The sequence below is a fragment of the Ruegeria sp. YTSA226 genome (assembly GCF_059609905.1).
Genome location: NZ_JBXWMQ010000012.1, coordinates 62872 through 74679, shown reverse-complemented (window position 1 = coordinate 74679; position 11808 = coordinate 62872). Strand labels below are relative to the sequence as shown.

Sequence of the window (11808 nt, the reverse complement as noted above, 5' to 3'; positions counted from 1 at the left end):
CCGGCCAGCCCTCAGGAGACAGACTGTTTTTACCCGGTAGACTAATTCTGCAAACGGTCCAGCAACGACTTGGCGGCCGCCTGTTCGGCCTGACGCTTTGACCCTGCTGTTGCCTGCTCTTCTGCCCCGTCCTGAAGACGCGCAGCGATGGTGAAGACCGGCGCATGGTCCGGGCCAGAGCGTCTGACTTCGACATAGCTGGGCGGTTTCTGGCCCCGTGCCTGCGCCCATTCCTGAAGCGCCGTTTTGGCGTCACGGGCGTCGGCCTCGACATCGTGGATGCGATCACCCCAGAGCTTTAGGATAACGGCGCTGGCGACCTCGAACCCGGCGTCGCGATAAACCGCAGCAATGACTGCCTCCATCGCGTCGCCAAGCAAAGCTTGTTTGCGCCGCCCTCCGGACAGCATTTCAGATCGGCCCAGTTTCAGTACAGCACCCAAATCAATCTGCAGCGCCACATCTGCACAGGCCTCTTTGCGCACAAGCGCATTGAACCGGGGTGCAAGCTGACCTTCGCTCGCTTTTTTGTCCGCCTCCAGCAAGGCCGTCGCCATCACCAGACCCAGCACCCGATCACCCAGAAATTCGAGCCGCTGGTTGTCCGGGCGCGTGGCGGACGAAACCGATCCATGGGTCAGCGAACGCACCAGCAGCTCGGGGTTGGCAAATTCATGCCCCAGACGTTTTTGAAACGCCTTTATTTCGGCGGAAAGCTTCAATTCACAGCCTTAAAGAAGCGGTCTCCGCGCCAGGTCCAGAAGAACAGCATCGACCGGCCAGCGGATGAGAACATGATACGATCTGCACGACCAATCAGGTTTTCATAGGGTACATATCCGACACCCCCAGCCGATTGCGGCAGGCGGCTGTCGCTGGAATTGTCGCGGTTATCGCCCATAAAGAAGTATTCGCCTTCGGGCACTGTATAGACGCCGGTATTGTCCGACCCCTGATTACCGATATTCAGCACATCATAGGACACCCCGTTGGGCAGGGTTTCGATCATGCGGGATTTCTCACACACGCCACCACGGCCAACTGGGCCGTTTTCACAGCGCGGGCGCAACCCTTGCGGACCTTGCGGCGCCGCGACCTCGGTGAAGACGCCATCGGGTTGCTGCGGAACCGGAGTACCGTTCAGGATGATCTGGCCCTCAATGATCTGGATACGATCGCCGGGCAGGCCAATCAGGCGTTTGATATAATCGCGGCCCGTTACCGGATGACGGAATACGATCACATCCCCGCGCTCGGGATCGCCGGCCCAGATACGGGTGTTGTCATCACTTTGCATCCAGCCACAAACATCCTCGGCGTCGATATTGAGGCCGACGCTTGGAATAATCAGACTGGGGCAAGAGGCATAGGAATATCCATAGGCCATTTTGTTGACGAACAGGAAATCCCCGATCAATAAGGTCTGTTTCATCGAACCTGACGGAATCCAGAACGGCTGAAAGAACAGGGTACGGAAAACGCCCGCGATCAACAGCGCATAGACGATGGTTTTGATCGTCTCCCACACGGGATTTCCGGTTTTGACGTCCTCGGCCATACTGCTCTCCGGTCCTTGGTTTGTTGGGGTGCTACATGCGCGGCGCGGCGGGGTTAGTCAAGACAGAGCGCTGCGTTCGCGAATTGGGCGCGCCTCGATCACCACGAAGGCCTGCGCCCAGGGGTGGTCATCGGTTAGGGTGACGTGGATGATCGCCGCGTGACCCTCGGGGGTCATATCGTTGAGCCGTTCCGCCGCCCAACCGGTCACATGCATCACTGGCTGGCCGGTTTTAAGGTTGGTGACAGCCATGTCCTTCCAGGAAATCCCCATACGAAGCCCGGTGCCCAGCGCCTTGGAGCACGCCTCTTTCGCGGCCCAGCGCTTGGCATAGGTGCCCGCGGTGTCGTGGCGGCGTTCGGCCTTGCGCTGTTCGATGTCGGTAAAAACACGGTTGCGAAACCGGTCACCAAACCGGTCGAGCGTGCCTTGAATGCGGTCTATGTTTGCGAGGTCTGTGCCGATGCCTAGGATCAAAGGTTATTTCCCGAGTTGTGTTTTTCTTAATCTGGACTTTAACGCCCCCTTCGCGCCCATCTGCACACACCACCGATTCACGAAATAAGTGAGAACAAAAAGAAAGAGAATTACCGCGACCATCAAGATTTTGCCGTCAGCTTGTGCAACCGATGAAAGAAACTGAATAAACTCAGCACCCATCAACAAGTATCCCCACACTAGTGACGTGATAGCTTCTGCTGCAATTGCAACAAAGATCGCCCTGCGTGCAAATCTGGTCACTTCTGATTGCGGTATCAACTCACCATACCTGTTTCCGTATTGCTGGCCTACAATCATTGCCGCAATCATTGGAGCGATTATCGAGATTCCGGATGATCCGATTTCGTAATTTAGAAACATCGCGATAAGGATCGCTAAAGCCGGGAAAGCCATTCGAATTCCGAAAAGCAATACTGTGTAGAGCGCCAGATTGGTCTTCTTCATGGTAACTCTGATATCCTGATTTTGTGTTCCAGATACATATTCAACGCCCGAAGCGTCGGCTTGTGAACTAAGAGCTAACGTTTACGACAACCGCACCGTCAAAATCTTGTAACTTGCCACCCCAAAGAACCCGGCAAAGGCAAAATCGAACCAGCGGCGGGCGCGACGGTAGGCGCGGACTGTGCGTTCGGAAGAGAAAAGGAATGCATAGCTGATGAAAATGAGCAGCGAGCCCGCGTAAAGTAGGCCGAAATAGCCAAGCAGCATCGACAAGCTGGCGTCATTCGGGGCAACGATGGCATAGATCGAGCCCCAGCTGAGGATCGCCTTGGGGTTGGTCAGGTGGATCGCCGCACCTTTGGCAAAGATGGTGCGTAGCGAGCCGGTGACCGGGTTGCCCAACGCCATCTCATCCGACGACAGCGCCCGTTTCAGGGCCTTGAGCGCCAGCCAGCCCAGATAGGCTACACCGACATAGCGGATTACTTCGAACACCCAGACATTGGCCAGCATGATCGCCGACAGGCCCAGCGCGGCGGCGATGCCCCAGGCAGCGGACCCCGCACAGATGCCCAGTGCAAAGACCAGACCGGCGCGGCGGCCTTCGTTCATTGCAGTTCCGGCGATGCCCATGGTTGCCGGACCGGGTGAGCCTCCGGCCATCAACCAGGCGATCCAGATTGCTATGAAACCCGAGGTTATCATCCCCGCGCCTCATCCATCAGGCGACGCATTTCCTGAATGGCGGGGGTCATGCCCAAAAAGATCGATTCGCCAATCAGAAAGTGACCAATGTTCAACTCGCGCACCTCGGGAAAAGCGGCGACAGGTTTGACCGTGTCGTATGTCAGACCATGTCCGGCATGCACTTCGAGGCCAAGCGAATGGGCAAAGGCGGACATATCGCGTAGGCCTTCCAGCTCTTGCGCTGCCTCATCCAGTTTGCCTTCGGCATGGGCGTCACAATAGGCGCCTGTGTGCAGTTCGATCACTTCGGCGCCGATGCGATGCGCGGCCTCGATCTGGCGACGGTCAGCGGCGATAAAGATCGACACGCGACAGCCCGCATCACGCAAAGGTGCAATGAAATGGGCCAGTTTGTTTTCCTCGCGCGCGACTTCCAGCCCGCCTTCGGTAGTCCGTTCCTCGCGCTTTTCGGGGACGATGCAGACCGCGTGCGGCTTATGGCGCAAAGCGATTTGTTGCATCTCGGGCGTGGCTGCCATTTCAAAATTCAGAGGTACCGAAAGAACCTCCATCAACCCGTCAATATCTGCGTCCGAAATATGCCTGCGATCTTCGCGCAGATGGGCAGTAATGCCATCTGCACCGGCCTGCTCGGCCAGCGTGGCCGCGCGCAAAGGGTCGGGATAGACCCCACCACGTGCATTCCGCACTGTGGCCACATGGTCGATATTCACACCGAGACGCAAACGGTTCTCAGACATCCTTTGATTCCTTTCCCAAATCCTGGCTCGAGCCTAGTTGGTTTGACTCTGGAACGGCAGCCTCGGATTCAGCCAGACGTTTGATTTCTTCAAACTTCTTTTTGATCCTGTCGCGACGCCGTTGCTGATAGGTGTGGACCAGCGGCAGGCTGAGATAGTAGCAAACCACCCCAGCCAGCAATCCGGGAAGAATGCCGCCAATCAGGTACGGAAAGAAAACCTCGTCGTAGAAAATTCCCAGCCCGTGCCAGTCAGCTACCCGGTCAGTGAATACTGCAATCAGGTTGTCTTTGAGATCACCGATCGCATTGGCAAACTTCCCCATAAGCCCATGGGTGTCGCCCTCTTCAAACTCGGTGCCCAACAGGAAATGCCCGGTCTGAAGGCAAACCACCCCGATGGGCACATAGGTCAAAGGGTTTCCGAAAAACGTACCGCTGAGTGCAGCCAGCATATTGCCGTTGAACAATCGCGCAGCCAGGGCGGCAATGCCAAAATGCAGCCCGTAAAAAGGTGTAAAGGCCGCAAACACTCCAAACCCTACCCCGCGGGCGATGCGTTCAGGTGAATCCGGCAATCGCCGGACGCGGTGTTTCACATAGTGGAAGGCCCGGGTCCAGCCACCACGAGGATAGACGAATTCCGATGCGATCTGGACAGGCGAGCGTCGATCTCGGCGCTTGAATACCACTCCTGATCACCCCTTCTCAGCCAGCCGCAACTGCGGATTTAGCTCTGTCTCTGAAACGTTCAACCGCTGCAACATCGCTTTCGGCCTCAAGCATCAACATCAACGAATGCAACTGCTCAAGGTCGCGCAGTTCTACGTTGACCAGCAGGCGGTAAAAATCCGGTTTGCGATCCACAAATTCTAGGTTCGAGATATTGGCCTTTTTCTCGCCGATCAATGTACAAATGCGACCCAGCACACCTGCGTCATTGCCAATCGTAACATCAATCGTTGCCCCGTAAACAGCCGGGTGAGTTCCCGAGTGCCAGTGCAGATCGACCCAGCGTTTGGGCTCACTCTCGTATTCGCTCAGGCGATCACAGTCGATTGCATGCACGACAACACCTTTGCCGCGATAAGTGATCCCGACGATCCGTTCACCCGGCAATGGCTGGCAGCAAGGGGCGCGGTCAAACTTCTGCCCCGGCTCAAGACCGATCACGGCCCGGCGCATCGGAATGGCATCACCATCATCCTGCGTCAGTTCTGGGTAGACGGCGCTTACCACATCATGGGCAGTTAGTTCTGCACTGCCCAGGCGCGCCAGCAGCTCATGCCGGTCTTTCAGGCGCAGATGCTTGGCAGCAGTGTCCAGCGCCTTGTCGGTCGCTTTGCGCCCGACATGTTCAAATCCCGATCGCGCGAGTTCTTTGCCCAGCTTGATGAACCGCTCTCGGTCAACCTCGCGCAGGGCGCGACGAATGGCTGTACGGGCTTTGCCGGTGACGGCAATTTCCAACCACGTGACTTGGGGAGTCTGACCGTCAGCTGTTATGATATCCACCGACTGCCCGTTCTTGATCCGGGTCCAAAGTGGCACGCGAATACCATCAACCTTGGCCCCCACACAGGCGTGCCCGATGCGCGTGTGGATGGCATAGGCAAAGTCGATCGGCGTCGCACCACGCGGCAGTTTCACCACGTCCCCCTTAGGCGTGAAACAAAAGACCTGATCCGAATACATCTCGAGCTTGACCGCCTCGAGGAAATCCTCGTGATCCTCTTCGCTGTCGAATTGTTCGGTCAGGTTGGCGATCCACTTAGCCGGGTCGACTGCAAAGGGGTTTTCCGAACGCACGCCATCCCGATAGGACCAGTGCGCGGCCACGCCAGTTTCGGCGACATCATGCATCTGACGGGTGCGGATCTGAACCTCGACCCGCTTGCCGTCACGGCCTGAAACGGTGGTGTGGATCGACCGGTAACCGTTCGATTTCGGCTGACTGATATAATCCTTAAACCGCCCCGGCACGGCGCGCCAACGCTGGTGGATCGCGCCAAGGGTTCGATAGCAGTCTTCTTCGCTTTGCGTAATGATGCGGAACCCGTAGATGTCGGACAGACGCGAGAACCCCTGGTCCTTTTCCTGCATCTTACGCCAAATCGAATAGGGTTTCTTGGCACGGCCAAAAACCTCGGCTTCAATCCCGGCCTTTTCAAGTTCGTGCCGCATGTCGCCGGTGATCCGGTGGATCACGTCACCCGTTTCGCGCTGCAGCGTGATGAAGCGGCGGATGATGGACTGGCGGCCTTCAGAGTTGAGAACGCGGAAGGCGAGGTCTTCCAGCTCTTCCCGCATCCATTGCATACCCATACGGCCTGCAAGCGGCGCGTAGATATCCATCGTCTCGCGCGCTTTGACGATCTGCTTTTCGGGCCGCATCGCCTTGATCGTGCGCATATTGTGCAGACGGTCTGCCAGCTTGACCAGAATGACCCGCAAATCCTTGGACATCGCCATGAACAGCTTGCGGAAGTTCTCGGCCTGTTTGGTTTCGCGGCTGGACAGCTGAAGGTTTGTCAGTTTGGTGACCCCATCAACCAGCTTGGCGACTTCTTCGCCAAACAGCTCAGACACTTTGCCGTAATTGGCCTTGGTGTCTTCGATCGTATCGTGCAGCAGCGCCGTGATAATAGTCGCATCATCCAGACGCTGTTCGGTCAGGATGGCGGCAACGGCAACAGGGTGGGTGAAATAGGGCTCGCCAGAATGGCGGAATTGCCCATCATGCATCTGCTTGCCGAACTCATAAGCTTTGGCAATGCGGTCTGCATTCGTCTTGGGATTGTAGTTGCGGACCAGCGCAATCAGGTCTTCAGCAGAAATCATCCGGTCCGCACCTTCATTTGTGGGGATTACCCCTGGCCTTGAGCCTCCATCAGAGCGCGCAGCAGCTTTTCTTCGGACATGTCGTCATCCGCAGGCTTGTCTGTTTCCGCACCCATCAGCAGCGCCATTTGGTCTTCTTCAGGCTCGTCGACCTCGATTTGGGTCTGGTTGGCCTCAATCAGCCGCTCGCGCAGCTCATCAGCGCTTTGAGTCTCGTCAGCGATCTCACGCAGAGAAACAACCGGGTTTTTGTCGTTGTCACGGTCAACGGTGATCGGACCACCGGCGGAAATCTCGCGCGCACGATGGGCGGCAAGCATCACCAGTTCAAACCGGTTCGGAACCTTGTCTACGCAATCTTCAACCGTCACGCGGGCCATGGGGCGCTCTCCGTTACTGAATCCATGTCAGGAAGAGGTTTATCTAAGGGCGAATCCCTGCCTTGACAAGCAGGAAATGCTGCAAATGCACCAATCATAACGGGGTAACTGCCGCAATATCGTCTGAAGGAAGCCCCGCAAGCATTTCCATGACGGTCTGGTCCAGTATCGGATGCCGCCAGTTCGGGGCAACATCCGCCATGGGAACAAGCACAAACGCACGATCCTGTACCCTTGGGTGCGGCAGGATCAACTGATCCGGCGCCTGCTGTTTCTGATCTTCGGGTGGCAGAGATAACCAGCTTTGAAAAACCTCGCGGTCGGGCAGAACCAGATCATCGTAACAGACCAGGTCCAGATCCAACGTCCGCATTCCCCAGCGCTGAATCCTCTCACGCCCGTAATCATGTTCAATTCCATGCAATATCTGCAGCAACTCAAAGGGTGACCTTTCAGTCTCGATCAACACGGCCGCATTCACATAGTCCGGGCCCGCGCCCGCAGGAAAACAAGGGGTCGCATAAAAGCGGCTTTCAGCCCGAATCAACAGCCCCTGGCGCAAAATTGCGTCAATGGCATGCCGTAGCGTCAGATGGGGCTCAAAACCTCTCACTTTGAGATTTGCACCGAGGGCAAGCACTGCTTTTGAGGTGGTTTTGCGCATCCTACTCCCTATATTCGGCGAATTGCATACTTGCGATACACCATAAAACCCCTAATTATGGAGATATCAATGCGCTGTATTTTCCCAAGACTCACTCACGTAACACGCAGCGCGCTGATTTGTACCGGAAGGACCTATTTATGTTTTATAAAGACGAACGGCTAGCGCTGTTCATCGACGGCTCGAATCTTTATGCAGCCGCAAAAGCACTGGGGTTTGACATTGACTATAAACTGCTGCGCCAGGAATTCATGCGCCGCGGTAAGATGCTCAGAGCTTTCTATTACACAGCGCTACTTGAAAATGACGAGTATTCGCCCATCCGTCCACTGGTTGATTGGCTGCAATACAATGGCTTCACCATGGTTACGAAACCGGCAAAAGAATACACCGACAGCATGGGGCGTCGGAAAGTCAAAGGTAACATGGATATCGAACTGACCGTCGATGCCATGGAGCTTGCACCACGTGTAGACCATATCGTGCTGTTTTCCGGCGACGGAGATTTCCGCCCGCTGATCGCAAGCCTGCAACGTCAGGGGGTACGCGTTTCTGTAGTGTCGACCATCCGCAGCCAGCCACCCATGATCTCGGACGAATTGCGCCGCCAGGCCGACAACTTCATCGAGCTGGAAGATCTCCGCGACGTGATCGGTCGCCCGCCGCGCGAAATGCCGATGGAACCGCGCACCGTTGCCGCAGGCGGGTAGTAACTGGCCCCAAAGCAAACTCGGTTGAAAATTAGCGCGGTCAGGGGAAACCCTGGCCGCGCTTTTTAAACAAAGATCAGGTGCTGAAAACACCCATTGGCTAGCATTGAACCATGTCGGATCAATGACATTGTCCTGACTGGACCATGGCCGTGAAAAGACTTACCTGTGTCGGTAAGGAGAACGCGACATGACCAAGCCCCCCCTGACCCTCTATCTCGCCGCCCCGCGCGGGTTCTGTGCTGGTGTCGACAGGGCCATAAAGATTGTCGAGATGGCGCTGCAGAAATGGGGTGCCCCGGTCTATGTTCGGCACGAGATTGTCCATAACAAATTCGTGGTCGATGGACTGCGTGCCAAAGGTGCGATCTTTGTCGATGAACTGGAAGACTGCCCCGACGATCGCCCAGTGATATTCTCGGCGCACGGGGTTCCCAAATCGGTACCCGCGACGGCGGCGCAGCGCCAGATGGTCTATGTCGACGCCACCTGCCCGCTGGTCTCCAAAGTCCATGTCGAAGCACAGCGCCACGCCGAAGCCGGGCTGCAGATGATCATGATCGGACATAAGGGCCATCCCGAAACTATCGGAACGATGGGACAGCTACCGGAAGGAGAGGTTTTGCTGGTCGAAACGGTTGCAGACGTTGCAGACGTCCAGGTCCGCGACCCTGACAAACTGGCCTTTGTCACTCAGACGACCCTGTCGGTTGACGATACAAAGGATATCATTGCAGCGCTTCAGACCCGATTTCCATCTATCGTCGGCCCTCACAAAGAAGATATCTGTTACGCCACAACCAACCGGCAAGAAGCAGTCAAGGTTGTGGCCCGGAAGTCAGATGCCCTGCTGGTTGTGGGGGCGCCGAATTCATCTAACTCGCGCCGTTTGGTCGAGGTCGCGGCACGCGCAGGATGCAGCTATGCCCAACTGGTGCAGCGCGCGACCGATATCGATTGGCGCGCCCTCGAAGGTATCTCTTCGATCGCTCTGACAGCAGGCGCTTCTGCCCCCGAGGTTCTGATCAACGAAGTTATCGATGCGTTCCGCCAGCATTATGATGTGACGGTCGAGATGGTCGAAACAGCGACCGAGAATGTCGAATTCAAAGTCCCGCGCGTCCTGCGCCAACCCGCATGAGCGGCATACCAAGGGCTCCGCTGTTTCTGGGGTTGGCCGGGCTGATCCCCTTCATCTGGGGCGCTCTGACCTATCTGAACGACGATCTGAACGACTGGGGCCGACAGGCACTGGGCGCACGTTTTGTCGGTCCGTATATCCAGTTGTATTATGGGGCGATCATCCTCAGCTTTATGTCCGGCGTGCTGTGGGGGTTTTCCAGTAAAACCTCTGGCAGCAAGGCCGCGACCTGTTATGCGCTGTCCACATTACCCGCCCTGTGGGCCTTTCTGAAAACCGGCAGCGGGCCTGTCAGCACTGGCACAAATCTGATGTGGGGGTTTGGCGGGCTACTGGTGTTAGATGCCATCTTTTCGTATTGGCGGCTAACACCGGTCTGGTGGATGCGGTTGCGCATTTTGCTGACCGCAGTCGTATTGGCCTGCCTTACCGTCGGAGTCTATCTGTGAGCGATCCCAAAACCATCAACGCCTATACCAACAACGTGGCCGAATACCTCAAGGTTCCTCTACCACCGGAGCAGCTGACATCGCGTCAGGAATTTGTCGATGCCGTCGGTAAGGGGCATGTGTTGGATCTGGGCTCGGGCCCCGGGTCAGACAGCGCGTTCTTTCTACGCCAGGGCCTGAGCGTGCATGCGCTGGATGCGACGCCCGCTTTTGTTGACTATGCGCGCGCCAATGGCGTGGACGCGCACCTGGGTACTTTCGACGACGTGACCGAAGTGGCCGCATATGACGGCATCTACGCCAGCTTCTCGCTGCTGCACGCGCCTCGCAAGGATTTCCCACGCCATTTGGCGGCCATCCACCGGGCGCTGAAACCGCAGGGCGTTTTTTTCCTGGGCCTCAAACTGGGCACGGGCGAACATCGCGATCATCTGGATCGCTATTATAGCTACTTCTCGCAGAACGAGATCGAGGAGGCCCTGGCAGATGCCGGCTTTACCATCGACGGGATTAGGACCGGGATCGGCAAAGGTCTGGCGGGTTCTTACGATGGCTTCATTCTGGTGCTGGCCCATGCCTGAGCTGTTTGCCTATACTGACGGTGCTTGTTCCGGTAATCCAGGCCCGGGTGGCTGGGGTGTGTTGCTGCGTGCAATGGACGGCGACACCGTCCTGAAACAGCGTGAACTGAGCGGCGGCGAAGCTGAAACCACCAACAACCGAATGGAACTTCTGGCCGCGATCAGCGCGCTTGAAACGCTTGAACGTGCCTCTAAAATCACCGTAATCACTGACAGCGCCTATGTGAAAAACGGCGTCACCGGCTGGATATTCGGTTGGAAAAAGAACGGCTGGAAAACCTCGAACAAAAAACCGGTCAAGAATGTCGACCTGTGGCAACGGCTGGATGAGGCGCAGGTGCGTCATGATGTGACCTGGGAATGGGTCAAGGGCCACGCGGGTCACCCGGAAAACGAAAAAGCCGACGAACTGGCCCGTGCAGGCATGGCCCCGTTCAAACCAACGAAGGCACAGACATGAGCGGTTTGGACCTGCTCGATTATGCCTCGGTTCTGGTTTTTGCGCTGACCGGCGCATTGGTCGCCAGTCGCGCGCAGCTCGATCTTGTAGGGTTTGCCTTTATCGCCTGCCTGACCGCCGTTGGCGGCGGCACGGTGCGTGACCTGCTGTTGGATCGGAATCCGGTGTTCTGGGTTGGCCAGCCCAGCTATGTCCTGATGGCCTGCAGTGCGGCGGTGCTTGTGTTCTTTACAGCCCATCTGGTCGAAAGCCGATATAACTGGCTGGTTTGGTTGGACAGTTTCGCCCTGTCCATCGCGGTCGCTGCCGGCACGGGCGTCGCATTATCCTTGGACCAATCCGGCACGATCGTGGTGTTGATGGGTGTCACCACCGGATGCTTTGGCGGCCTGATGCGGGACGTGGTCTGCAACGAGGTTCCGCTGGTGCTGAAACAGGGTGAGCTTTATGTGTCCTGCGCCCTTGCAGGCTCGGTAGCGGCCGTTATTGCCAACCGGATGGGGTTCGAGGAGCTGACCGTGCTTGCCGCCTGCGCCCTGATCTGCTGGGCATTGCGGGCAGGATCGCTGCTGTTCGGCTGGAAACTGCCCGTCTACAAAAGCCGCCCGCCACGCAGTCGCCCTTGATCAAGG

General features: G+C 57.0%; 16 protein-coding genes. 6 read left to right on the top strand and 10 right to left on the bottom strand.

Going from position 1 to position 11808, the window contains the following annotated elements; genetic code table 11:
* Nucleotides 1-41 precede the first annotated feature (41 nt).
* From rnc to folK, 10 genes are all read right to left on the bottom strand, one after another.
* Nucleotides 42-722 (bottom strand): ribonuclease III, encoded by a 681-nt coding sequence (gene rnc, locus AC2FFF_RS14795; RefSeq protein ID WP_271951343.1) that lies wholly within the window; start codon nucleotides 720-722, stop codon nucleotides 42-44.
* Nucleotides 719-1558, bottom strand: a complete 840-nt coding sequence (gene lepB, locus AC2FFF_RS14790; RefSeq protein ID WP_271951346.1) for a signal peptidase I — start codon at nucleotides 1556-1558, stop codon at nucleotides 719-721. The genes rnc and lepB overlap by 4 nt, the downstream gene beginning before the upstream one ends.
* A gap of 57 nt (nucleotides 1559-1615) precedes the next feature.
* Nucleotides 1616-2035, bottom strand: coding sequence for a holo-ACP synthase (gene acpS, locus AC2FFF_RS14785; protein ID WP_271951349.1), 420 nt, complete (start codon nucleotides 2033-2035; stop codon nucleotides 1616-1618).
* A 3-nt stretch (nucleotides 2036-2038) separates the two neighbouring features.
* On the bottom strand, nucleotides 2039-2503 hold the full coding sequence (locus AC2FFF_RS14780; RefSeq protein WP_281973501.1) for an ABZJ_00895 family protein: 465 nt from the start codon (nucleotides 2501-2503) through the stop codon (nucleotides 2039-2041).
* 81 nt (nucleotides 2504-2584) lie between these two features.
* On the bottom strand, nucleotides 2585-3208 hold the full coding sequence (locus AC2FFF_RS14775) for a LysE family translocator (protein WP_271951355.1): 624 nt from the start codon (nucleotides 3206-3208) through the stop codon (nucleotides 2585-2587).
* Nucleotides 3205-3951, bottom strand: coding sequence for a pyridoxine 5'-phosphate synthase (locus AC2FFF_RS14770; protein ID WP_142639241.1), 747 nt, complete (start codon nucleotides 3949-3951; stop codon nucleotides 3205-3207). Before AC2FFF_RS14770 ends, AC2FFF_RS14775 begins: the two co-directional genes overlap by 4 nt.
* The gene (locus AC2FFF_RS14765) at nucleotides 3944-4642 is read right to left on the bottom strand and encodes a DUF2062 domain-containing protein (RefSeq protein ID WP_142639238.1); all 699 of its coding nucleotides are present in this window, start codon (nucleotides 4640-4642) and stop codon (nucleotides 3944-3946) included. Before AC2FFF_RS14765 ends, AC2FFF_RS14770 begins: the two co-directional genes overlap by 8 nt.
* Before the next feature lie 16 nt (nucleotides 4643-4658).
* Nucleotides 4659-6791: a RelA/SpoT family protein gene (locus AC2FFF_RS14760; protein ID WP_142639236.1), complete on the bottom strand. Its 2133-nt coding sequence runs from the start codon at nucleotides 6789-6791 to the stop codon at nucleotides 4659-4661.
* 26 nt (nucleotides 6792-6817) lie between these two features.
* Complete coding sequence (gene rpoZ, locus AC2FFF_RS14755; protein ID WP_142639234.1) at nucleotides 6818-7171, bottom strand: DNA-directed RNA polymerase subunit omega; 354 nt, start codon at nucleotides 7169-7171, stop codon at nucleotides 6818-6820.
* A 94-nt stretch (nucleotides 7172-7265) separates the two neighbouring features.
* Nucleotides 7266-7835, bottom strand: coding sequence for a 2-amino-4-hydroxy-6-hydroxymethyldihydropteridine diphosphokinase (gene folK / locus AC2FFF_RS14750; RefSeq protein WP_281973502.1), 570 nt, complete (start codon nucleotides 7833-7835; stop codon nucleotides 7266-7268).
* A 140-nt stretch (nucleotides 7836-7975) separates the two neighbouring features.
* Between folK and AC2FFF_RS14745 the strand changes: the two genes are divergently transcribed.
* The 6 genes from AC2FFF_RS14745 (at nucleotide 7976) to AC2FFF_RS14720 (ending at nucleotide 11802) form a co-directional block, all read left to right on the top strand.
* Complete coding sequence (locus tag AC2FFF_RS14745) at nucleotides 7976-8545, top strand: LabA-like NYN domain-containing protein (protein WP_496882984.1); 570 nt, start codon at nucleotides 7976-7978, stop codon at nucleotides 8543-8545.
* A 190-nt stretch (nucleotides 8546-8735) separates the two neighbouring features.
* Complete coding sequence (gene ispH, locus AC2FFF_RS14740) at nucleotides 8736-9686, top strand: 4-hydroxy-3-methylbut-2-enyl diphosphate reductase (protein ID WP_271951367.1); 951 nt, start codon at nucleotides 8736-8738, stop codon at nucleotides 9684-9686.
* Nucleotides 9683-10135, top strand: coding sequence for a DUF3429 domain-containing protein (locus AC2FFF_RS14735; RefSeq protein WP_281973503.1), 453 nt, complete (start codon nucleotides 9683-9685; stop codon nucleotides 10133-10135). Before ispH ends, AC2FFF_RS14735 begins: the two co-directional genes overlap by 4 nt.
* The gene (locus AC2FFF_RS14730) at nucleotides 10132-10716 is read left to right on the top strand and encodes a class I SAM-dependent DNA methyltransferase (protein ID WP_281973504.1); all 585 of its coding nucleotides are present in this window, start codon (nucleotides 10132-10134) and stop codon (nucleotides 10714-10716) included. The genes AC2FFF_RS14735 and AC2FFF_RS14730 overlap by 4 nt, the downstream gene beginning before the upstream one ends.
* Nucleotides 10709-11176, top strand: coding sequence for a ribonuclease HI (rnhA, locus tag AC2FFF_RS14725; protein WP_281973505.1), 468 nt, complete (start codon nucleotides 10709-10711; stop codon nucleotides 11174-11176). Before AC2FFF_RS14730 ends, rnhA begins: the two co-directional genes overlap by 8 nt.
* The gene (locus tag AC2FFF_RS14720; protein WP_281973506.1) at nucleotides 11173-11802 is read left to right on the top strand and encodes a trimeric intracellular cation channel family protein; all 630 of its coding nucleotides are present in this window, start codon (nucleotides 11173-11175) and stop codon (nucleotides 11800-11802) included. Before rnhA ends, AC2FFF_RS14720 begins: the two co-directional genes overlap by 4 nt.
* Nucleotides 11803-11808 lie beyond the last annotated feature (6 nt).

Bases quoted from the DNA above. Each gene is read 5' to 3' on its own strand.
- rpoZ (WP_142639234.1), bottom strand. From the start codon at position 7,171: ATGGCCCGCGTGACGGTTGAAGATTGCGTAGACAAGGTTCCGAACCGG.
- folK (WP_281973502.1), bottom strand. From the start codon at position 7,835: ATGCGCAAAACCACCTCAAAAGCAGTGCTTGCCCTCGGTGCAAATCTC.
- ispH (WP_271951367.1), top strand. From the start codon at position 8,736: ATGACCAAGCCCCCCCTGACCCTCTATCTCGCCGCCCCGCGCGGGTTC.
- lepB (WP_271951346.1), bottom strand. From the start codon at position 1,558: ATGGCCGAGGACGTCAAAACCGGAAATCCCGTGTGGGAGACGATCAAA.
- AC2FFF_RS14745 (WP_496882984.1), top strand. From the start codon at position 7,976: ATGTTTTATAAAGACGAACGGCTAGCGCTGTTCATCGACGGCTCGAAT.
- AC2FFF_RS14720 (WP_281973506.1), top strand. From the start codon at position 11,173: ATGAGCGGTTTGGACCTGCTCGATTATGCCTCGGTTCTGGTTTTTGCG.
- rnhA (WP_281973505.1), top strand. From the start codon at position 10,709: ATGCCTGAGCTGTTTGCCTATACTGACGGTGCTTGTTCCGGTAATCCA.
- AC2FFF_RS14775 (WP_271951355.1), bottom strand. From the start codon at position 3,208: ATGATAACCTCGGGTTTCATAGCAATCTGGATCGCCTGGTTGATGGCC.
- AC2FFF_RS14760 (WP_142639236.1), bottom strand. From the start codon at position 6,791: ATGATTTCTGCTGAAGACCTGATTGCGCTGGTCCGCAACTACAATCCC.
- AC2FFF_RS14770 (WP_142639241.1), bottom strand. From the start codon at position 3,951: ATGTCTGAGAACCGTTTGCGTCTCGGTGTGAATATCGACCATGTGGCC.
- AC2FFF_RS14780 (WP_281973501.1), bottom strand. From the start codon at position 2,503: ATGAAGAAGACCAATCTGGCGCTCTACACAGTATTGCTTTTCGGAATT.
- AC2FFF_RS14735 (WP_281973503.1), top strand. From the start codon at position 9,683: ATGAGCGGCATACCAAGGGCTCCGCTGTTTCTGGGGTTGGCCGGGCTG.